A 22710-nucleotide genomic window follows, 5' to 3' on the forward strand; every position below is an offset into this window, starting at 1 on the left:
GAAATGCGATCAACTGCAATTGGCGGCCAGAATACAAAAAAACGCCACGAGTGATTGCGGCGTTTTTGACTCTGCTACTTAACGATCAGGTTTGCTCTGTACTTGCCGGGAGTAACCCCTTCATACTTCTTGAACATCCGGATAAACCCAATATCGTTCGCGTAACCTACGCCATGCGCAATTTGGGTAATCGTCAGCGCAGAATCGGCAAGCATGTCCTTGGACTTCTCAATACGAACTTCGGCAATGTAGTCGGATACGTTCTTGCCCGTCTGCTTCTTGAACAAAGTAGATAAGTAAGAGGGCGTCAATTGGAACTGTTCGGCGATCAGGTTCAAGCCAAGCATGCCATCCATGTAGCGATTGCGAATAAACTGATCGATATTATCCATAAGCTGCTCGTTGCGGTCCGACTTATTCGCACGAATATATTCGCAAATATAGCGATAATATTCCTTCAGTTCACCCAACATCTCGTCAAAGGTGCCGCAGTCGGATAGTCGTTTGATGGGAGCCGGTTTATGATCCATTAGCCCGGGGTGCTTTAAGCTCGCCGAGTGAATAACCTTGACCAACGTGCCGATAACGTCGTAGAACAGGCATTTGGCCAATTCCGGCGTTAATTGCCTTAACGCGACATTATCGATAAAGTGCTGATTCAGAATGCTCTCCACGTTGTCATAATCGCCGGATTTGACGAAATTAACGATCTGAGTCTCAATCTCGATCGGATACGAATAGAAATCTTCCGACTGGCTGACTTCGTTATAATGAATAGCTTGGCGGTGGCCTAATAAAATACGGTAGTCGACCGCTTTGAGCGCCTCGAGGTAAGCGATCCGAATGCCTTCGAGGCCCGTGTGAACCGAACTGACTGCAATCGTCACCGTTGTTTTAAATTTGTGATGGATGGTCTCGACAAGCTTATTCGCAATCTGCTGCACCTCATCTTCCACACGCGTCTGCCGATTATTTTCCAAATTCAACAATACCCCGATTCGATCCTTATCCAACTCGGTTGTATAGCAACGGCACCATTCACTCGTCAGGTCATCGATCAAGTTGGAGACGACAAAACGGATTAACACCCATTCTCTCTCCGAATCATCCTTAATAAACTGGCTGCAGTCATCGATATCGATCAATAACACCATGAACTGATTGGATATCAAGTGAATATCCATAAAGGCCAGCGTCTCCGTCGTTACCGCCGCGCGGTCGACATAGCCTCTAATCAGTCTGCCTAAAAAGTTGGCGCGGATAACCGGAACTTGGGCGTCGATCGTGCTCCTAAGCCGGGACTCTTCCTTCAAGCTATGGAGAATGGAGTGATTGATGTAGTCGTACTCATTCGCAATCCCGCCCGGCGATTCGCCTCTTCCCGCCTGTATGGTTCTAACCATCTTCTTGATCGGATTGTATTGGCGATAGGCAAACAAATAGATGATTATGCTTCCCAGAATAAAACAGCAGCCGAGCAAGCTTAACGCCCAGTTTCTCAGCATATTCACATTATCGAGGAACACAGACACCGGAATGACCGACACATACTTCCACCCGGATTGTTGGGAGGTCGTATACACAGCCACCTGATTCCTGCCTAGCTCCGCGCTTTTTATCATCCCGCTCTCCCCATCGAATTGGCTCTCCGTTATCCGGAACGGCTCAGCGGCAGTCGTCAGAATAATCTCGTTGCGGTCGTTAATCACATATAAAGAGCCCCGGCTTGCCCATTCAATCTTATTGATCATCTCCTGAATCTGCTGCACATTAATAAGAATGACGAGTTGACCTTTAATCGCCGTCTTCTCTCCCAAGGGCAGGGAAAGAGTGTACGGAATCACTTGTTCCGAACTTAATCCGTCCACCAACACAACAGAGTTCCCGTAGGTCTTGTAATGATAGCCGGTTAACAAGTCGGACTTCCATTGCGCGTAATCGACACCCATGAATCGATGAATCTTATCATAGAAGATGGACGAGCTTAATTTGGATGTGGGCGTCAGGATCGTATCGCCGCTTGCGATGTAGACGTAGAAGTCGTCAATGATGCTGCCTGCGTTCTTATACCGCCATAAGTCCGAGGCAAAATCGAGAAATTTATAGGCATTCTCGGATTCGTCCATCGCATTGCCAAGCTGGATCAGCTCCTGCAGCTTGGGATTCCAGGTCACCTCGTAGGCCAGTTGATCGACTTCATTAATCCGGCTATCCATGACCCCTCTCATCTGTTCCAGCATGGCCATATTGTATCGAATGGCATTATCCTTCATCGCATTGGTTGCTTTCTGGTACAGCAACGAGCCAATCCCGATCGGAACACACAGGACAACAGCGTAAGATACTAGCAAGGCAATAAGAATGCTTTTGCGATTATATTTTTGGAATCTTTTTAATTTATCGCTCATGCCTGAGCCCCCTGCCTCGTTCCGAATGCGCTTTCACAATTGTATCCGATTCCCTGTCAATCGAGAATATCAAGCTGCCGTGCAGTCCGTCAAGCTCGAGTGAACTCCCCAGCATGCAATAAGCCCCCGAACCGTCGCAAGGACAAGCTCGGGGGCCTGCAATCGTTTTAATTTGCCTGCAAAGCGTCGATAATCATCTTGAAAATGCTCAAATCCTGTTTGAAGTCCTCAGGAGTTGTTTTTGGCGTCAAGTCGTTTACGATAACGTCATGCAAGTATTGAAGCTCGGAAGTGTATGGATCGGTGAACGTGGGACGGATCACAGATTCCGTATATTGTTCCCCTGCCGTCTCACTTAAGAACAATCGAGTCGGAAGATGCCGGATATAGGGAGTGTCGAACTGAACCTTCACCGATTTATCGCTTGCATATACCTCTACATGCGCATCGAAGCGTCCTTGTTGGTCGGTCCCCGTCTCGAAGGTAACAGAGAAAGGGCCATAATCGAATATAGCGCTAAGAAATACGCTGCCATTGTCAGTCGCCCTGGCGCCGGCCACGCCATTCGGCATACCAAGAGCCTCGCGCATAGCGGAGAGGTCGTGACTGGACAAGCCGCACAGCAATCGATAAATGGAATTGTGCGGCGAATCGGGAGCCAGTCCTGTTGCTTCGCTAACCAGCGCTTTCGCTCGTCTTTGTTTCTCTTCCTTTAACGCCTCGGGAATGTCGTCGTAGGAGACGACCCGACTCGTCGGTTGAATGAAGTAACGATTAGGGCCGATAATATCTCTGACTCTCGCATATTGAATACGATCCAGACCTCCGATTGCACTTGCCGCTCGCACGAATGAAGCCGCATAGCGCCTCATGTAACCGACCATGATTTTGACATCGTTACGCGTCTGCGCGCTGACGATGGCATCCGCCTCCGCCTGCGTCAGACACATCGGCTTCTCAATAAAGACGTGCTTGCCGCGATCGGCTGCCGCAATTGCATACTCCGCATGATATTCATCGCTGTTCAACACAAAGACAACATCCAGTTCGTCCTGCTTTACAAGGTCGGTGTACTCGTTATAGAGATGCTCGACCCGATATCTCTCGCCCATGTGCTCAACCAGCTTAGGCGAAATATCGCATAATGCTGCAATTCGAAATTGCTGTGGAAGCGACTCCAGTACAGGCAAATGAATAACCTGCGCCACCTCGCCTAAACCGATAATGCCTACGTTTAAAATTTGTGGTTCCATCGACTCTCTCTCCTTATTGGGAAGCGGGCCACAACAAGCAAGCCGTCAGCGCTGCCGTCCAGTGATAGTCCCGAATCGAATCATATTTCTGCCGGATATCGTAGGGCAGTTGACGCGGCCCCTTCCGATCGCAAGCGATCGGGGGCCGTCCGTCTGCGGAATCGTAATATTCGAACGTCACGCCATATTGCTCGTAATAAGTTTGAACAAGCTCAATCGTTCGCTCCGACAGGAAGTCCGCTTCTTCATAACGTTTATGCTTTCTTAAACCCAGGATAATCAAATAATTCAAGTTGATCCAGACCGGCCCTCGCCACATATCGGTCGACCATGTCGGTTCGGAGATGGCAAGGCTCGGAAGCGGATATTGGGTTTGAAAATGCCGCTCGTCCTTCATCCACTTGACCAGCCGATCGATCTGATCCTCCCGAATCCCATCAAGCAGCAAAGGGACGAAGCCGCTCACCGCCAATACCTTCGAGAAACTTCCGTCGAACCTGCGGTCATAAAAGAAGCCGTCCTCGTCGTCCCATAACGTCTCCAAAATTTCCTTTTCCATCTTAAGCGCCGATTGCTCCCAGACAAGAGCCTTCTCTGCATGTCCCAGCTCCCGGCAGATGGAGGCTGCAGCGGCCATATCCTGCACCATAAATACATTAAAATCGACAGCATCCAGCTTGCAGGCTTCATCGAACCGACTGGAATTGTCCATCCCCGATTCACCCGACCGGCAGTTGACATCCCCCTCAATATCCCATTCCAGCAGGCCGTTGCCGTTCAGATCGCGATGCTTCAGATTCCACAACAGATAGGATTCAAGCCGGGGAAGCGCCTCTTCCAATAAGGCTTCTTGTTGGTGATGCATATAATTCTGCCAAATTCCCCAGGCCATTACAGGAGGCTGCGTGATAGCGGATCGCCTGCCTTGCACCGACACCTGGTGAGGCAGCATGCCGTCGCTCCTCTGCGAATCCAGCATACTCGCCAGGCATTCCCAGGCAATAAGGGGCGACAAACGATTCATGGCAAGAGAATGGAAGACGGTATCCCAAAGCCACATATCCTTGTGAGGCACACGGTCCGGCGTGGACCAAAATCGTTTATGCGCACCTTCGGGACCCAGAGTATTAACCTTCATAACGCTTACGCATTTGTGCAGGAGCTCTGTGCGACGATCCGATGCCAAGCGCGGGACAAGGGTATGAATGCGCAATCGCTCTTGTATGGCCCCATTGACATCGAGCTTGACTCCCTCTCTCGCTCTCCGACAGGCTTCTTCGACCGAGTTGCCGAAGGCCAAAGCAAACCGGCTTCCGGTCGCAAGCACAACGACAGCATCGCCCTTGCGCTTGTCGCAAGAGATTTGGCAACCGTCCTCGCGAACCACGCCGGACTCCTCCCCGTTTTCTTCCAACAGCCTGCATTCTTCAGCCGACGAATATACGCCGATGATGGTATGCCAGGCGGCAAAAACAAGCTTTGTCTCACCCGCATCGCCCTCGAAGAGACAGGCGTCGCCTGTTGCGAATCGAAGTCTGGCTTCGTCATCCAGGGGAATGAGCAGCTTCCTTCTTAACGGAGTATGTATCAGAAGGGATAATCGCTCCGCCCCCCAGGTTGCTGCAAAGTCCGAGCTTGCGCATGTCTCGCCATCCCAACCGGAGAACGCAAACAGTCCTCCCTCACCCAGCACTTGAGGCAATGATGCAAGGTCCAATAATGAAGAGTCCAAAGACATAAAATTTGAAGTTTCCATACGTTTGCTCCTTATGGCTCAGCGATTGACAAGCACTGTCATCTCGTCGCTTGATACGCTTCCTGCCGCGTTGACGAGCTCCGCGCGGTAAACATACGTTCCATTCGCTCTGCCCGTCAACGCCAGCACCGCCGACTGCGCGGCCGGGGTCCGGCCGTTCAACACCTGCGAGTAAATCAAGACGCCATTCTCATACAAATTGTACGTTGTACCGTTTGTTCCCCACCACATGTTCATACTGATCACATAATTCCCGTCGCCATCCCAGTTGTCGTTCATGAGCAGCGGCTTGCTCGGACGATCTTCCGCAGAAGCCGGCGGCGGAACATCGTCATCAAGAACAAGCGTGCCGAATTCGCTTGTGTTCCTGTAATTATCGCTGGTACCGGACCATACGATGACATTCTCCCGATTGGCGCCGACATCCCGGTCGTCATTGGCCAGATCGAAGCCGATCGCAACATCCGGAGCCGGCACAACCCCAAGGCTGGTCCACGGAATCGCCACCTCTACGGTGTAGCCGTCCTCCGTGTCATGCCATGCCGTTTGATAAGCTGCGCCCGTATTGACATACATGCTGTCCCTGTTCGCTGTGTATCCGATAAATAATTGCTTGTCCAGCCCTGCGTACGCCCCCGCCTTCTCGTTCGACGGATTCACGAATATCTCGATCGCATCGTTGTTGTATACGTTCGAAGAACCGAATTTCAGCGCTTCATCCGTTACCTTCGCTGCGATGTACAGATTTTGTGCGTCCCATTTCGCTCCGAAGTTCACGATATTGTTGACGGGAAGCTGATTGTTATAGATCGTTTTATTCGCTTTGGTCGTCAACTGCCAATCCTCCGTCAACAGCCCGTCTACGACAACCTCCTCCGACGTCTTGGCCGCATGAACGATTCTGTCGGACGACACCTCGGGTGTCGCAGCCGTCTTCGTAAATATCGCGTTCACTTCTTGCGTGCCCTCATTGTCGAATTCATCCTTGGCCGCAATGACAAATGTGTTCATGCCTTCATTTAATGCCTGTTTGATATAGAAAGAACGGTCGGCACGAAGCGCATAGCTTGCACCATTGATCGTGAAGCTGGTTACGTCCTCGCTCACTTGACCTGCCACTACAAACTCGGAATCCTCCGTCTCGACCGAAGCTTGGGCAACAGCAATGATCGGCTCATGCCAATCGCTTGCTACCGAGATCGTGACCGGTTCGGAGACGTTGCCATTGGCATCGGTGGCGATAAGCGTAAAGGAGTTTGTCCCCTCCGACAGCGTCACCGTATGCTCGAAGGTCAGATCGTCTCCAACCGGGACCGAATCGGAATTGATGCTGATCGTCGCGGGCGCATTCACTTTACCTTTAATTACGTATGTCGGGATGTTGACCTTATCCGCCAGTTTATCAAGCGTAATGGCCAGATAAGCAGGATCGTAGACGATATTAAGATAATGCCACGATGTATTGCCGCTCGCATCCGTCGCCTCGATCTGAATTCGGTTTGCCCCTTCGGTCAGCTCAACCGCTGCCGAGAAGCTGTTGTCGGAGCCCAATGAGACCGTCTGTCCATTCACCTTGACTATAGAAGCTTCATCTACAGTTCCGGCAATCTCGATATCCCCATCCCGACTAATATACTTTTTGCCGTCGTAAATCAGGCTCGCCGGTTTGCTGAATTCGATAGCGGGACCTGTCGTGTCTGCGGCGGACGTGACCGCGATCGTCACGCTGCGCGCCGGAACCAGCACATTGGCAATCGCACCGCCTATTACATTTTTGGATTGCTGCAGGTTCGTGTCGGCGATGGTATACACGCTGGCGCTGGCGCCGGACAGGCCATTAATCGTGAACCGCTTGTCGACAGCGGAAGTGTTTACGAGCACCGCCACTGTGCTGTCGTTATTTTCAAAGGCGACCATATCGCTGCGATGGCCCATAGCGTTTACGATCGAGCTGTCAGTCGTTGACATCCGCTTGACTGCGGTGCCAATCGGCACGTTGTTAAAAATCTTCTCGAGAATATCGAACATTTTGCCTTTTCTGACGGAGTTGACGCCATCCCCGTCGATAATCGTCTGCTGCGCGGTGTCGTCAATGGAATACCTGGGGTCCCATCCCCACCACCAGAACCAATAATTGTTCGCGACCCAGGCCATATCGGCGGCAAAAACTTGCGCGGAAACGATAGCTCGATCGATCTGCGTCGGCGCTTCAAGCTGGCCGGCCGGACTGAATTCCGTCATCCACCGGTCCTTTCCGGGGAACTGATCTGCGCCGTCCACATACGCTTGAACCTCCGAATCCGAGTCGGTTACCCGGGTGTACGAATGAACGGCGAACGCGCCAATCGCATCGGCAAAGGCAGAATCGGCCTGCAGTTCGGCAAATTGATCTCCTAAGAAGTGTTTGACCTCTTTATAAGCCCCGGCTTCCGGAGCGATCAGCAACAGATCGCCGTAACCGGAATTATCCAGCTTGTTGCGCAGCAGCTTTAATACGCGTTTGTATTGCTCCTTCTCATAATGAGCGGCCTGGTACTGCACAATGGCATCGGGCTCGTTCTGCATGCTGAATGCGACGGGAAGCGGGAGACCCTGGGCGCCAATATAATCCAACGCGTTCACAACATATTGAGCGAAATCTTGTTCCTTACTCTGAAGCAGCGTAGCGGGCGTCCCATCCGCATTGACGCCGGATATATCATTGTTGGACTTCATGCCGGGAGGCGGAGAAAAAATGTTGAGCAAATATTGAGAAACACCGTTATCGACAGCCGTCTGAATATTGGAGGCGAGCGAATCCATAGCGCTCGTATTCAAGGACCCATCCGCATTGCCGGCCGTTCCTCTCAGTTCAATGCGGAACATCGTAATGCCGAGGTCTTGATAAATCGCCTGCTGCGCAGCATACTTGGTGTTAAAGTCCGGACTTTGGCTGGACGGGTTGATTCCCCAGCCTTTTACCGTTTGATAGGTTTGGGGCAATACCGTCGCCGCAAAGGACGGAAGCGAGTCCATATCGTCTCTCGGCTTTATATTCAGCAGCATGGACTTGGCGACCGTATGGCTCTCGCTATCCTCAGCCGTGACATCGACCGTGAACTCTCCTGCTTCGGCAGGCGTTCCCGACAACTCTCCGGTAGCGGCATTGACGCCAAGTCCTGCCGGCAATCCCGCTGCACTCCAAGCATAAGGCTGAACACCGCCGTTCGCTTGAAGGATCGTATGATAACCTACATTCAGCAGGCCGTCGTTCAAGCTATCGCTCGCGATGGTTAACGGTGCTGCAGGCGTGTACGAAATATACTTCACGTCGTCCAAATGATAATAGATGGCGGGAAGACCGGCTGTAGAAGCCTTAAAGCTGGCCCCCGTGAAATAATTCCAGTTGAACTCCGATGCGTTGGCGCTCTGCGATCCGTCCGCCCCTTTATAAAAGGAGCCATGATTATAAAATTCGTTAAGAGGAATAGTAACCAGCTTCCACTGCTGCAAATCCTCTGTCCCGATGTAATCGGATAAAGAGAGCCTGCTCTCGACGGTGTCCGATCCGTTTAAGGAAAGAATCCCTACCCCCATCTGTTGACGGAAAGCCTCTTCGGCCGAGTCGATGTAAATCCAGAACTGCAGCGCCACGTTATCCCTGCTAGGCAAGATGCTGAGATTGACCGAGCCGATTCGGGTCAAAACATTTGCGGTGTCGGCATTGGCTTTCACTCTTAGCGAATAGGCGCCTTCTTGAACTTTGCTCGTGCTGGCGACCTCGTGGCCAAATCCTGTGCCTTGCATCCAGCTATTGATCAGCGAATCCTTATACAATTGCCGCAGCACCTTGCCGCCGGTCCCAATGTGAAGCTCAATAACCTTCGTATAGCTGTTCCCGGAGTCGTCCACGGCTACGGCCGCAATGGAATAATCGCCTTGCGGCGCATTGTACCAGGACCGCAATCCGCTGCCGTCTGCGCTCTGGCCGATCGACGTGCCGTTCCGATAATATTTTACTGTCGCAACCGTCCCGTCGCTATCGCTTGTAGCTGTCATAAAGTATACGGTAGCTTGCGTCGCATAGGTCGCATCTCCGTCGCCCGGATATATGCTGCTAATGACAGGCGGTTGATTGCTTGCCGAGGACCCGGTCTCCACTGGAACGATTACCGCTTCGGACAGCGTTGCCCCCGTATAAGCTCTCAGTTTATAAACATAAGCTGTGCCAGAGGTCAAAGCGGAATCCGTAAATTGTGTGTCAGAGGTTACGTCGCCCACCTGTTGATCGTTCCGATAAATATAGTAACCATCGGGTGCCGTTCCGCCCGCGGGGGCGGACCAGTGCAGTATAGAGGAGGATGCGCTCGTTGAAGCGGTTACATTTTGAGGTTTTCCAATACTGCCCGCTGCTTCGGTCCTCGCAGGAAGCCATGTGCCAAGCAAACTAAGAAGCAACACGCCAACAATCCATGATTTCAAGCTGCTGCGTTTTTTCATGTCCGTCACTCTTCCCCTTTTAAGATTCAGCTTCTTCTTCGCGCCTGATCTTCAATCGATATTCGCCCGGGGCCATGCCTGCATTTTCCTTAAAAAAATAAATAAAGGCATGCACCTTGCCGTAACCGATCCTTTCGCCGACTTCGGCAACTGTAAGCGAGGTGCTCACGAGCAGTTGCTTGGCCTGTTCAAATCTGATCTCGTTAATATAAGACTTGATGGATCTGCCGGTCCCCTCCTTGAATAATTTCCTCATATAGGCCGGACTCAAGTGCACCTGAGCCGCCAAGACAGCCAAGCTAAGATCCTTATCGATATTGTCCTGAATATACTGCTCGAGAGACTGCACGAAGCCATACGACTTCATGCTTGTCCGTTCGTTGATCTTCCGGCTTATTCGAACGAACAATTCCTCGAACCAAATGCGTACCTCGGTGTTGCTGCTGCATTCCAGAATCTCCCGATACAGGTTGCCGCCAATCGTCATATGCTCCAGATTAACGCCCATCTCAAAGACGAACTTCACTGTTGAATTCAACAAATGCATGTAGTAATAAAAGACTTCGCCGTACTCCCCTCCGCTCATAAAGGCGGTAAATATCTCCCCGTTGTGCTTTACAACGACGGCTTCTTCGCCTGTCGCAAGCGCCTCCAGCAGTCTTCTCTCCAGTTTGAACGGATAATTGAAGTGGGCGTCCTGCATGCTCTTAATATCGGTGTAGAACAGAATGCTCCTGTCGCCCAGCAGCATCTGGTATTGCAGTGCGCGCTCCGCCTGTTCGTACGACTCGGACAGCCTCGTAAATTGTCTGGTCGGCTCGCCGATCCCGATGGCGGGCATATAACCGATCCTCTCGTTCACAACGTTCTGGATGTTCAAGGCAAGCTCCGGAATCGCATTCCTTCCTTCCGTCGCTCCATCCTCTGACAGCTCCACAATAATGACGATCTCATCCGGCTTGGTGCTCAATACGAGCCCTCTGCGTCCGTTATCCAGAAATTCGTTCAGCATCTCGATCAGATAGACGGCAAGCATATTCATCTCTTGCTCGGAATGCTGACCCGACTGCCTGCGGAAATTCGCCAACGGGATGATACAGACGTTATGCCATGCGTCGGCATTGTATTGAACGTCATAATAGCCCAGCCTGGCTTCCAGCTCCTCCTGCTCCGGCACATGGCCCATAAGGATGTGCATCAAAAAATTGTTTCTAAGCACCGGCAGATGTTCGGACATATGCTGTTCGAATTGCGTATTGCGCTCGACGAGACGCTGAATATTGCCTGTTATATATTTGAAGACATCCTTGGCGTTATCGTTCTGCCTGTTGCCGGTCCTGTTCAGCAGCTCGGTAATAGCGCCAAGCGGAGCGGAGATCTGATTCGAGAACCGCAGCGACAGCACAAGCCCGAGGGCAATCGCCAGCAAAATAACGGCAATCGAGTAGCTTTTGATAAACTGAACCTTGCCAACGATCGTGTCATAAGGAATAACGCTGACAAATCTCCAGCCGTAAATCTCGGAGGTAACCTCGGATACGAGCAGCTTGTCTCCCTTAAACTTCGAAATTTTATAGCCGGAGCTCCCTGAATTTAAGGCGCTTAAAGCCGTCTTTTCGATGATCTCCGCATAATTGCCGTCAACCCGATTGCTGGCGATAACCTCATCTTGATTGTTGGTAAAATAAATTTCCATCCTGTCTTTGTTGATATACGAATTAATGATATCCCGAAAATAGCTCGCCTCAATATTGATGACCGCATAGGCTTGCGGGGCGGAGCCGTCCATTGGAATCGGTTCGACAATGGACACGACATTCAAATTCCGATCGGGCCCGAACATGCTGCCGATTCGCGATACGGGCAGCCGCTCCCGAAGTCCCCCTTGCTTTACAACGGACGCGAGCAGATTACTGTATGGATAATCTTCCAATTTGTAAAACCCGGAGTTTACCTCATAAACCATCTCCTCATCGGGGTAATAAAGAGAGATGTTGTAGATAAAGCTCAGCAGTACCTTTTTCCAGCTCAAGTCGTTATTAATCGCCATCATCTTTTCATAGTCGTCGTCCTCGTTGTATTTCACCATCTTGGTTATATCCGGGTTTGTGGCGATTTGCGACATAAACAGCTCTACCTGATTCATGAGCAGCTCGGTCGAGCGATTCATCTCCGTAAATGCGCTTTGCTCGGAGGATATCGTTTCTTGCCAGATGGCTTGCGATGAGCGCCAGTACAGCAACGAGCCGATAATCCCGGCAACAAGCAGATTGGTAATAATGAAATAACCTAAAAATTTGATTTGCGTTCTTCGGGTCGTTCTCCTGGTCATCGGGAATATTCTCCACATACGGTTCATGCTCAGTTTCTCTCCTGTCCAAAGAGCATACTTAACATGATTGTAAAGTAATTGCGGCCCGGCAGCATGTGCGAATATCGTTCGAATCGCGGTTCCCGTTCGGCAGGGCTGAATTGGAACCGCGATTCGTCCAAGAACTGACGAGGAAGGGTCAGGTCTTAGCCTCCATACTGCTCTTTGTAGGTTGCCGCCCATTCCGCCGCCATGGCGTCTCCGCCTTCGGATCTCCACGATGCCAGCATTTTATCGTAAGTGCTGTCGAACTCCGCCGTTTTGGCCATAATGATTTTGGGCATGGCGTTGTTCCAGACCGTGTCCAGATTGGTCTTGTTTTTCAAGGTTACAGGTCTGTCCACATTGATGACCGGCAGCGAATACTTGCGTGCGGGCTCCCCGTAAACTGTATTTTTGACAAAGTCTTCACCGGCCTGCTTCGAAAATTGCGAGGCGATGTACCGCTTATACTTTTCTGCGTCAGTGGCATATGGCTTCACCGGCAAATTGTAATTGCCCGCGAGCCAGCCAACACGCTCTTTAAACTTCTCCTGGTCGATCGGCGTAATCAGTCCGTCAATCACATTGTAGTCCGTTCCTTCAAGCCCTCCGGCTGCGAGGTTAACGAAGTCGTCGGTTGTCATATAGTTCAGCAGTTTTACCGCGGCCTCGAGATGCTTGGTTGCCTTCGGGATAAAGAAGGTCATGGAATTGTCCAGCGAATTCAAAAACAGCTCATAGATCGGCTCGGCGCCGGCAGTGCTCTTCCACGGGAAGCTGCCGGCAAAATTGCTGCCCGGCACGTTTTTCTGCATCGTCGTCAGCAGATCGCCATAGCCGGTGGCATACATATAATGAGGGAAATTGGGGGTAGCGCCGATCTCTCCTCTGACGAGCTTTTGCTTGTACTGCGACTGGTCCTTGTCCAGAATCAATTGTCCCATCAGACCTTCGTTGTACAGCTTGTTCAAGAACCGGAACGTTTCCTTCGTCTCCGGCCAGAGCTGGAACGGCTCGCTGCCAATGCGTTCGGTCGTCGGCGGCTCCTGGAGGAAGCCTTGCAAAATGATATTCTCAATCCGCTGGAACGGCGTATCGCCTTGAGCCGGAATCATGAACGGCACGAGATTCTCGCCTACGTTCCCCGGGTCCTTCTCCTTGACCGCCTTCAAATAATTGTAGAATTCGTCGACATTGGTCGGCATGCTCATGCCGAGCTTGTCCAGCCAGTCTGTCCGAATCCAGGTCGTGTCGGCCGGCAGCGGCTCGTTCGCGAAGACGCGCGTCAGTTGGCCGTCGATCTTGGAGGCCTCAAGCCTGTCTTCCCCGACATTGGTTTTAATGTCCGGGCCGAATTCGTCCAGCAGCGGCGCGATATCCGCGAGGCCGCCGTTCTTCGAGTAATTCTTCAGCATGGCCTGGTCATAGGTATAGCTGATATCGGGCGCGTCGCCCGCCGCCAGCAGCGCGGCCAGCTTCTGTTCCCGCTGCGCGTTCGGAACCGGAACGAATTTCACATGAATGCCAAGCTGCTCTTCGGTTCTCTTGTTTAATTCCTTGGTGAACCAGTTGTCCTCCAGAGAGCCTTCCGATGAAGGCATATTCCCCCGATCGTACACGAGGACGGACACCTCTTCAATTTCCTTGGGCGTGCTCGTCGCTGCCGGACTCGAACTGCCGGGGCTGGTTCCGCTTGGAGCCGGGCTGCTGTTCTCATTGTTGCCGTTGCCGCTGCAGCCCGCGAGCAGGCCGGCCAGAAGCCCGGCGGCCAACAGCGGAGGCAACGACTTTCTAATGCTGGTTCTGAACATGTGTATCCTCCCTTTTTTTCTTCCTCATTTATAACAACACGGCATCGTGTTATTACCGCTTTGGCAGCCTTGCGGAATTACCCCTTGATGGCGCCTATGGTCACGCCTTTAATAAAATATTTCTGCAAGAAGGGGTAGACGATTAGAATCGGAACGGTGGCAACGAGAACCGTAGCCGCCTTTAAATTCTCCGGAATAATCTGATTGGAGTAAGATTCAACCTGACTGGTGCTATAGGAATCAAGCGCATTCAGAACGATATACAGTTTTAATTGCAGCGTGTATTTGTCGGTTGACTGCATGTACAGCAACGCATCGAAGAAGGAGTTCCAATAGCCGACTGCATAGAAGATAATCAAGGTCGCGATAACCGGCATGGATAAGGGAATGACGACGCTGCGGAAAATTCTGAAATTGTTGGCGCCTTCGACCTTGGCCGCCTCCTCGATCTCTACAGGCAAGCCCCGGAAGTAGTTCAGCATAATGATGAGAAGGAATGTATCGATCAGCCCCGGAAGGAACAGCGCTCCGATCCGGTCCAGCAAGCCAAGCTGCTTGATGAGCAGATAGTTCGGAATCATGCCGCCGTTGAAATACATGGTGAAGATGATCAAATTGAGCAAAATGTTTTTTCCTTTTAATTCTTTTTTGGACAACGGATACGCCGTGACAACCGTCATCGCAAGACTGGCAAGTACGCCGAATACGGTCAACTGCGCCGTGAACAGCAGCGCATGGATCATGCTTGCATCCTTGAACAACGCTTGATAGGCGCCCGTATTGGAGCCTACCGGCCACAGGAACACATGCCCCGACAATATGGCTTGGGGACCGCTGAAGGAGACGGCGATCGTGTACAAGAATGGATACAAAAAGGTAAGGCTGACAAGGGTCAGCAACGTATAATTGACAACGGAAAAGACACTTGTTTTTTTCCGATTCATCTTGCCTTCCCCCCAAACAATCCGGACTCGCCCATTTTGGTTGCAATCACATTGGCCAGCATCAGCAGAATGAAGTTAATAACGGATAAGAATAATCCCATCGCAGTCGCCAGGCTCCATTGAGATTGCAAGATCCCGTTCTTGTAAATATAGACGCTCAGCACGTTGGAGTAATCGCTAACCATCGCGTTCCCAAACAAGTAGGGCTGCTCGAAACCGATGGTCACAAGCCGTCCAACCTGCAAAATCAACAAGATCACGACCGTGCTTCGGATACCGGGCAACGTGACATGCCAGATCTTGCGAAATCTCCCGGCGCCGTCGATATCTGCGGATTCGTAAAGCGCACTGTCAATGGACGATAAAGCGGCAAGATAGAGAATGGATGAGAAGCCGATCTCCTTCCAAACGCTCGAACCGATATAGGTGACAAGCCACCAGTGAAGATTCGTCAGAAAATCGATCTGCGGCAACCCGATCTGTTTGAGCAAAACATTCGCAAAGCCGGTGTTCGGCATGACGAAGGTAACGATCATGCCATATACGACCACCCAGGATATAAAGTGAGGCATGTAAGAAATCGATTGGATCACTCGCTTAAATTTGTCGTTGGCGACCTCGTTTAACAGCAGTGCCAGAACAATCGGCGCTGGAAATCCCACCGCGAGCGTAAGCAGATTTAGTCTGAGCGTAGCGCCGAACGATTGCCAGAACATATGCTGGTCAAGCAGATCTCTAAATACATCCAGGCCGACCCATTTGCTATGGAATACGCCTTTGAACAGATTAAAATCCTGAAATGAGATAAGCAGTCCGTACATCGGTGTGTACTTAAAGATCAAATAAAAGGCGACAGCGGGCAAGAGCATGAGATACAAATCATAATTATTCTTAAAATAGGATCTCTGATTTTTCATTCCTGTCACATCTTTCGTTTGTTAAATGTTCGAACGGAATTGCGAGCGTTTCCATGTGAACCAATTCGAATTGGACTCCTCAAGATTACCGCCGAACTACGCCGCTCACAATTTCTAATAACGCTTTTTGATTTAAAAAAGTGCGCCACTTGCCCGGAAAACCCGGTAAAATGGCGCACTCTTATTGCCAAGTCGGCTCCGCTTTCTATAATGGACCGCAGGTGGAGATGGTGCCCAGCTCGTTCCGCACTCCGCAGGCGGACTGCTTCGATCTTTATTTTACCGGCGTGCGGGAAGCCAGAATTCATGCCAAGTACATTCGGCCTGCCAATGCGGCAGCACCTCATCCGGCTGTTATCGTGTTCCACGGGTATTCGGGCAACTCCGGAGATTGGCCGTTATCGTTATGTACCGCTGTTCGCCGTCTGGCTGCGCACCCGACTCCATGCAGCAGACGAGCAATTGCCTGCCGCCATCAACGCGAATATCAGCCGTTGGGCCGAAGCGAACGGCATGTTGGCGGAAGCGGTGCACCATGCGCTGCGAACGCCGGACTTCGAGCGTGCGACTGCGCTGCTGCTGGGCGATATCGCGACTACGCTCAAGTGCCCGAGCGACAGCCTGCTCAACCTGCTCGCTCTATTCCCGATGAAGGAGATCGTCGCCCGCCCATCGCTTGCATTGCTCTACGCTTACCTGCTCGTGAACGACAACCGCCTCTCGGCGGCACAAAGCTTGATCGACCAGACCGAAGCGAGCATGTCGGACAACCTCCCCTATACCTTCACTCCAACCGGCGAGAATCTTCGCGGCTACTTCGCCACGATCCGCTCGCGCGTCGCACTGCTGCGCTATGATCTGGAACGCGGCCGGTCGCTTATGATGGAGTCGGCCTCGCTGCTCCAAGGCCCGGGCATGCTATACAACCATTACAATGCGATCGCCCGCCCCGGCTACTGGGCTGGAGACAACCAAGGATACGGCATCATCCAGACGATACTTGGCGAATCTTACTATATGCGCGGACAGTTCGCAGAAGCGGAACGCTTCCTGCTGCGCGGGCGCAGCATCGGGCTTGATCTGCTGGACACCGGCATCGTCATCCCCGCATCGCTGACCCTCATCCAATTGCGTATCACGACCGGAGAGACCGAGGCGGCATTCGCCATACTGGAAGAGACTCGACTTCAAGTCGCAGCGTATGCTACAGATCAAGCGGTATGGATATGTCACGATTCTTCGCGCGCATCTATGTTTGGGGCTTGTTCGCGAGGGGTTGGCGTACGGGGAGCGACTCGCCCAATATGCCGAGTCGATGAATCTGCAATATTATCGGGCGGAGATCAATCTGCTGCTGGCGCTGCTGTATCATGCCGACGGCGACGAGGCGGCGGCCATTCGCAAGCTGGCACGATCGCTGGAGACGGGAAGTCGGCACGGTTAGGTGCAGCTCTATCTGGAGGAATGGGGCCATCTGGAAGCTCTAATCCCTGTATTGATCAAACATTTGCGTCCTTTCTCCACCTCCGTCGCTCGCGACACACTCGATTTTTGCCGCAGGCTGGGCGTTCCTGATTTTCGGACTATTGTGTAGGGTTCATATCGGCTTCGGTTTGTTAATTGTCATTTTTAGCTTGATGAACTGTGCCATCCATATTTATACAGGAAATAAGTACAGAGAATGGAATCCGGGTTTGATCATGGTGTGAATGCGTTGCTTCTTGTAAGAATAAGTTAAGAGGCTGACCCAAAAATGATATGCTCCCCATAGGGGAGACAGGTGATCACAGAGCGATACAAGCTGATCGAGATCGCGCAGCGCTCAGGGGCTCATTCTTTGCGGATTTTCCTGAAATTGCGGATCGTGGTGAGAGAGTAACGAAGGAACAACCGAGGAAAGCACCTGTACAAGAAGGTCAATACACCTACATAGGACGGGAAAGCAATGATCGCGCGATTTTTCTCGACTCCCCGCAGTACAAGACGGGCTGCTTGCCGAGGGTCAACCATCTTGGCAGGGATTTGCGATATGACATCCGCAGCGTCGGCGTTGAAAGTGCGCATGTTGTCGATCATGGATGTGTGAATATAGCCGGGGCAGATAACGCTCACTTTAATGCCCAGATCCAAGCCTTCGCAGCGCATGGTCTCCGACAACCCGACAACACCGAATTTCGCCATCGTATACGGCAGATTCGTCGGACCTGGCACAAGGCCGAAGCCCGAAGCGGTGTTCACAATATGCCCATATCCTTGTTTGGCCATGACCTGATAGGCATAGTGGGACCCGTGAAGAATTCCGGTCAGATTGACGTCCAACACCTTCTTCAACTCATCAAGCGGCAAGTCCCGAAACTCGCCAACTACCGTTATGCCGGCATTGTTGAACATATAATCCAATCTTCCGTATTGCGCCAATGTTGCATCAATAAGAGCTTCTATCGATTTGGGGTCTGTCACATCCACATAGGAAGCGATCGCCGTACCGCCATGATTCGAAATCTTCTGTGCGACATCGCGTGCGGCTTCTTCATTCAGGTCGGCAACGATCACACAAGCTCCCCGCTCCGCTAATTGGCTGCATACTTCCCGCCCAAGCCCGGACCCGCCGCCTGTAACCAAACAAGCCTTCTCGCGAAAGATACTCATTGGGCATTCATCTCTCCTACCGATTTTATTTCGCTCAAATCGACTATGAACTTCTCTGCATAGGTTTTGGCCGCACTTCTATGACGATATTTTCATTCGAAGTGTGATATACAAATCGCTCATTTTGGGCAGAAAACAGCTCTTTCCACGCTTCCTGTGCATCCATAATTGGCCTTCACCTTCTTCGGTTCATTTAAACTGATTATACCATCGTTCTCATAACACCTTCCACCGAGAAAATCCATGTCCTATTGAGATTGCAAAAATAACCCTTCGAATTTAATTCGAAGGGTTTCGTTTTAGGTATGGTGCGGTCGAGAGGACTCGAACCTCCACGGTATTGCTACAACTGGCACCTGAATCGCGCACGCTAACGGGAACAAAAAGCAAGTCCCTTAGGGAAACCAAAAACTGCGAAAAGTCTTATATTATCAAAAGTTTCGGCGTCTCACGCCTCCTTATCCTAGTGCCACAAAGGCGCCTCGGAAACAATCAAAAAGTTAATCAAAATTGGACATTCGAGAGAAATGGGACTTCTCCTAAGCAACGAAACAGCTCCGGACGATATCTGGAGCAGTTTCGACTGATACCTATCGGCTGTCATTATTTGCGCAAGACTTATTCAAAATGGTTACGCCGCCATTTTTCCAGAATCGAATCTGCTTCCGCTTCTCTCCCCTCTGAGCGTAAACGTTCCGCCCAAGCCTCCGGCGTTACATATCTCCAGGGTCCTGATCGAATCACTTCTTGCATAGGGTCCATGATAAGACCATGTTTGCTCTGCTGCTCTTGCAGCCATTCCTGGATCCGATGATCCATTAAATGAACGATCTCGGGAAAGTGACTCGCCACATTATGCAATTGGTGGGGATCGTTCTCCATATCGTACAAGGTCACATCATCAAATCGATAGAATCCTGGATGGTAGGTACGAATGAAGTACCAACGCGCATCCCGAATGGCACGTTGACAGGTGTTCAGTCCATGATCCATGACCAAATATGGACGCGCCTCATACTCCTCAGCAGCTTCCGTCTTCAAAATGGGCATAAAGGAACGCCCGTCCCAGCCCTGGGGCACATTCAATCCGATCAAATCTGTTATAGAAGCGATCACATCAACGTTATAGACGAATTGCTCATACACCTTGCCCGGTTGAGTTATTCCAGGAATTTTAATAATTAATGGAAGGTGATGAACGGCTTCCGTGGCGCTTGCATGCTCCATATAGATGCCTTGTTCGCCCATTGATTCTCCGTGGTCTGCACTAATTACCCATACAACCTCGTCCTCAATGCCCAATGATTTCAATGTATCCATTATTTCACCGACATGCTTGTTTCATTCCAGCCTGCGAAGTACCACCAGGCATGATGCCGATCACCAAAGGAGGAGAACGTTACCGCCTTGTATCCCGCTTCCCGCAAATGTCTCGTAAAGAAAGGATATTTTAAGCTGTGACCGTCGCCTTCAGGATAATAAAAGTCATATCCTGGACCCCAATGGGTTAAAGCGCCGTGATTTTGCGCAAATCTCCCGGACATAAAGCTGGCTCTTGAAGGAACGCAAGGTGAACTGGCACAATAGCAATGATTAAATCGAGCTCCCTGATCCGCGATTATATCCAGATTCGGTGTCGTATTCCTGGGATAGCCATAGCTCCCCATGTGATCGGGCCTCAGCGAGTCAATATCCAAGTAAATAATTCGCATCAAATCCCTTCCACCTTCCACGTTGCCTCATCGCACTCGAATCGAAACTGCCCGCCCGCGGCGACCCTCATGACTTCTCCATTCGGAAGCGTGATCTCCACGGGAATACCCACAGGACCTTCTCCCTCCAGGCTGAATCGTCCGTCTTTCCGATGCCACGCAACCGTTACCGGTCCATGCCGAGTTGCCGATTTGCCTTTGGCCCAGGTCAGGTTGAGCGGCTGCGGCGCAACGCGAATGACATTGTAGCCCGGAGCGCCCGGCTGAACACCGAGAATTCCCCCAGGGTATTCCGACAAGGGGAGAGCGCTCCATGCGTGACAATCGCTGCGTGGATTGCCATGAGCCATCTCCGGTAAGGTCGTCAGGTTCATATCCGCGAACGCCTTCCACCGTTCCCAGAGAACGGAGGTACGTTCATACATGCCGAGCTCGGACAATACGCGGAACAACGAATACGTCATGGGAAGAGACACAACGGCCAGTTCCGGATCCCGGAGTGTTCGCTCAATCAGATCTGCGGCCGCATCTCCCCGAACTGCTCCGCAGGCGATCCCCCAGATCTGGGCATGCTGGCTGAAATCTTCCACGTCCGGGCCGTCAGCGAACATTTTCCTCTCCGCATGCCAGCAGTGCCGCAACAGAGCGGCGTTAACCCGCTCGGCCAGACTTGTCGCCTCCGAAGCCGCGTCCATCCATCCCGTCGCCTCGAACAATTCGGCAGCTTGCTGCAGCGCGGCTGAATACATCTGACTTAACAACGTCACCGGGCCATATTCATGCGCCTTCGGCGCTCCGCCCGGCCATTGCTCGACCCAATCGTAATATGTCCAATAAGCTCTCGGCGTCGGCCCAACCAACCCGTCTATCGTCAATCTCCGCTCAAACCAGTCCAACAAGCCGGCAATCGTATGCCGATAACGGCGCAGCACGGCAATATCTCCGAAGTGCATGTAATGATCGTGCAGCATATCGATCCAGAACAGAGAGAATGCAGGTATGACCTGCCTGTATTCGGATGGATAGCGACATTGCAGCATACCGGAAGGCAGTGCAGAGCTATGAAAATCATACAAGGTCCGTCGCGCCAGACGATCGTCCGCGCCAAGCCGATACGTGAATAGCATCTGCAAGCGAGTGTCCATCGTATATTGGAGTTGCTCGTAGTACGGACAATCCTCATAGGTCTCGTGCATGCACCTTCTCAGGGTATTCACGGACAGATCCCAGAGCTTGTTGCAGTTCGGGTCCGAGCATTCGAACTCGCCCGATATCTCCAATGGATAGCCGGTATCCCGGAACAGGATGCGCGTCAACTCCAGCGGCTCGTCCTTCGTCTCAATCACCAGGCCAATGTAGCGAAACGTGCGGAACCAGAAAGGCTCGTACACCTCCTCGTTCAGCTCTTTCCCTCCGACACCGGCCACCCGGTAGCTGTCGGTCTCGCCAATCAGCTTCCCGTCCGCGGCACGGTCGCGAACTCCTTTGATTCTCCTGTCGGGCGTTGAATTCGGGTGCTCGTAGCATTCTGCGGCGAGCAGGCGGACTTCGCTGTCCTTGCCGCCTCGAATCGCCACATGCAAGTACCCGGTGGACAACTCGCCCGCATCCAGTTCGACCTTGAACCGGGTGTGCGGCGCAAGCTTCAGCGTCCCTCCTTGTTCGGACCTCAGCAGCGCGGACAAGGACTTCGCCGTCAGCTCATCGCAGGCCTCGGACACGGCGGCAAAGCTTCGGGCATCCTCAATGAGTTCCGGAATTGGACGAGGAGACAACTGCCACGGAGTCAATTCGCCGAACCTGTCTCCCGTATCGCAAACGACCACCGCCGGCCTCCACAAGGAATCGTCGTAGTCCTGCCGGGCCCAGCCGTGCGACATTCTCGAACCGTCGACCGATTCACAGCCGCCCAGCCATGGAATCAGCCGGCTTGGGAGCATTGCGAAGCCTTCCTCCAGATGACATAACCACCGTTCGTCGGTATCCAGCCGCTGCTCGATCTGCCCTATTTCCTCCACGGCCCCTTCCAGCAAGAAGGCCCCGGCATTCGAGCGGTGAATCGAGATCGGGCCGCTGATGCCCATTCGGTGCGGCTGGCTGGCGGCATAATGCAGTACCTTCGCCGCCAGCACGTTTTCTCCCTTGCGCAGCTTGCCGCCGAGCTCGACTGTCTCATAATAGTGAGTGTACGAATCACCCTTGCAGGGGCCGACGGATACCGATTCTCCATTCAGATAGAGGCGGTATCGGCTATCCGCCGAAACTTTTACATTCAGTCTTGCACCGGACGGGTTTCCTACTTGAAAGGAACGGCGAAACAAGACCAATTCGTGAACCCCGGGATCGGTTGACCATGGGTAATCCATCCTCCAGATCCACTTTGCGTGCCATTCCTTGTTTTCTTCCATTCGATACTCTCCTCGGGCCG

15 protein-coding genes and 2 pseudogenes are annotated in these 22710 nt (G+C 51.9%); 4 read left to right on the forward strand and 13 right to left on the reverse strand.

All coding sequences use genetic code 11. The features are described 5' to 3' along the window. Positions 1 to 74: 74 nt before the first annotated feature. From E6C55_RS18285 to E6C55_RS33865, 3 genes are all read right to left on the reverse strand, one after another. Positions 75 to 2300 (reverse strand): helix-turn-helix domain-containing protein, encoded by a 2226-nt coding sequence (locus E6C55_RS18285; RefSeq protein ID WP_168735723.1) that lies wholly within the window; start codon positions 2298 to 2300, stop codon positions 75 to 77. 275 nt (positions 2301 to 2575) lie between these two features. Further along, complete coding sequence (locus tag E6C55_RS18290) at positions 2576 to 3661, reverse strand: Gfo/Idh/MocA family protein (RefSeq protein ID WP_136371256.1); 1086 nt, start codon at positions 3659 to 3661, stop codon at positions 2576 to 2578. Between the two features lie 13 nt (positions 3662 to 3674). After that, positions 3675 to 4799 (reverse strand): amylo-alpha-1,6-glucosidase, encoded by a 1125-nt coding sequence (locus E6C55_RS33865; protein WP_330999636.1) that lies wholly within the window; start codon positions 4797 to 4799, stop codon positions 3675 to 3677. A 63-nt stretch (positions 4800 to 4862) separates the two neighbouring features. On the opposite strand from E6C55_RS33865, the gene E6C55_RS33870 reads away from it, so the two are divergent. Further along, positions 4863 to 5237 (forward strand): hypothetical protein, encoded by a 375-nt coding sequence (locus tag E6C55_RS33870; RefSeq protein WP_168735725.1) that lies wholly within the window; start codon positions 4863 to 4865, stop codon positions 5235 to 5237. Between the two features lie 198 nt (positions 5238 to 5435). On the opposite strand, the gene E6C55_RS18300 is transcribed toward E6C55_RS33870, so the two are convergent. The 6 genes and pseudogenes from E6C55_RS18300 to E6C55_RS18320 form a co-directional block, all read right to left on the reverse strand. Then, positions 5436 to 9557, reverse strand: coding sequence for a sugar-binding protein (locus E6C55_RS18300; RefSeq protein WP_168735726.1), 4122 nt, complete (start codon positions 9555 to 9557; stop codon positions 5436 to 5438). A gap of 21 nt (positions 9558 to 9578) precedes the next feature. Next, positions 9579 to 9896: pseudogene (locus E6C55_RS35420) on the reverse strand (fibronectin type III domain-containing protein); the annotation flags it as partial. A gap of 19 nt (positions 9897 to 9915) precedes the next feature. Next, entirely contained in the window at positions 9916 to 12228 is a 2313-nt protein-coding gene (locus E6C55_RS18305) for a helix-turn-helix domain-containing protein (RefSeq protein WP_168735727.1), read from the reverse strand. Positions 12229 to 12413: 185 nt separating this feature from the next. Beyond that, the gene (locus tag E6C55_RS18310) at positions 12414 to 14060 is read right to left on the reverse strand and encodes an extracellular solute-binding protein (RefSeq protein ID WP_136371260.1); all 1647 of its coding nucleotides are present in this window, start codon (positions 14058 to 14060) and stop codon (positions 12414 to 12416) included. A 77-nt stretch (positions 14061 to 14137) separates the two neighbouring features. Next, the gene (locus E6C55_RS18315; protein WP_136371261.1) at positions 14138 to 15004 is read right to left on the reverse strand and encodes a carbohydrate ABC transporter permease; all 867 of its coding nucleotides are present in this window, start codon (positions 15002 to 15004) and stop codon (positions 14138 to 14140) included. Further along, positions 15001 to 15921 (reverse strand): ABC transporter permease, encoded by a 921-nt coding sequence (locus E6C55_RS18320; RefSeq protein WP_136371262.1) that lies wholly within the window; start codon positions 15919 to 15921, stop codon positions 15001 to 15003. Before E6C55_RS18320 ends, E6C55_RS18315 begins: the two co-directional genes overlap by 4 nt. Positions 15922 to 16136: 215 nt before the next feature. Here E6C55_RS18320 and E6C55_RS34740 point away from each other — a divergent pair. The 3 genes and pseudogenes from E6C55_RS34740 to E6C55_RS35425 all read left to right on the forward strand — a co-directional run. Further along, positions 16137 to 16316, forward strand: a pseudogene (locus E6C55_RS34740) (acetylxylan esterase); the annotation flags it as partial. Continuing rightward, the gene (locus E6C55_RS34745; protein ID WP_230986743.1) at positions 16228 to 17496 is read left to right on the forward strand and encodes a hypothetical protein; all 1269 of its coding nucleotides are present in this window, start codon (positions 16228 to 16230) and stop codon (positions 17494 to 17496) included. The pseudogene E6C55_RS34740 and the gene E6C55_RS34745, both read left to right, overlap by 89 nt. A gap of 11 nt (positions 17497 to 17507) precedes the next feature. Further along, positions 17508 to 17630 (forward strand): HXXEE domain-containing protein, encoded by a 123-nt coding sequence (locus E6C55_RS35425; protein WP_168735728.1) that lies wholly within the window; start codon positions 17508 to 17510, stop codon positions 17628 to 17630. A gap of 121 nt (positions 17631 to 17751) precedes the next feature. Here the strand turns inward: E6C55_RS35425 and E6C55_RS18340 are convergent, their stop codons facing one another. The 4 genes from E6C55_RS18340 to E6C55_RS18350 all read right to left on the reverse strand — a co-directional run bounded on the left by E6C55_RS18340 (position 17752) and on the right by E6C55_RS18350 (position 22690). Beyond that, the gene (locus E6C55_RS18340; RefSeq protein WP_136371264.1) at positions 17752 to 18570 is read right to left on the reverse strand and encodes an SDR family NAD(P)-dependent oxidoreductase; all 819 of its coding nucleotides are present in this window, start codon (positions 18568 to 18570) and stop codon (positions 17752 to 17754) included. Between the two features lie 618 nt (positions 18571 to 19188). Beyond that, complete coding sequence (locus E6C55_RS34750; protein WP_230986740.1) at positions 19189 to 19890, reverse strand: sulfatase family protein; 702 nt, start codon at positions 19888 to 19890, stop codon at positions 19189 to 19191. Next, on the reverse strand, positions 19890 to 20282 hold the full coding sequence (locus tag E6C55_RS34755; RefSeq protein WP_330999637.1) for a sulfatase-like hydrolase/transferase: 393 nt from the start codon (positions 20280 to 20282) through the stop codon (positions 19890 to 19892). The genes E6C55_RS34750 and E6C55_RS34755 overlap by 1 nt, the downstream gene beginning before the upstream one ends. Further along, complete coding sequence (locus E6C55_RS18350; RefSeq protein ID WP_136371265.1) at positions 20282 to 22690, reverse strand: alpha-L-rhamnosidase-related protein; 2409 nt, start codon at positions 22688 to 22690, stop codon at positions 20282 to 20284. Before E6C55_RS18350 ends, E6C55_RS34755 begins: the two co-directional genes overlap by 1 nt. Between the last annotated feature and the right edge of the window lie 20 nt (positions 22691 to 22710).

The organism is Cohnella fermenti, assembly GCF_004801405.1.
In the GTDB taxonomy this organism is placed as follows: domain Bacteria; phylum Bacillota; class Bacilli; order Paenibacillales; family Paenibacillaceae; genus Cohnella; species Cohnella fermenti.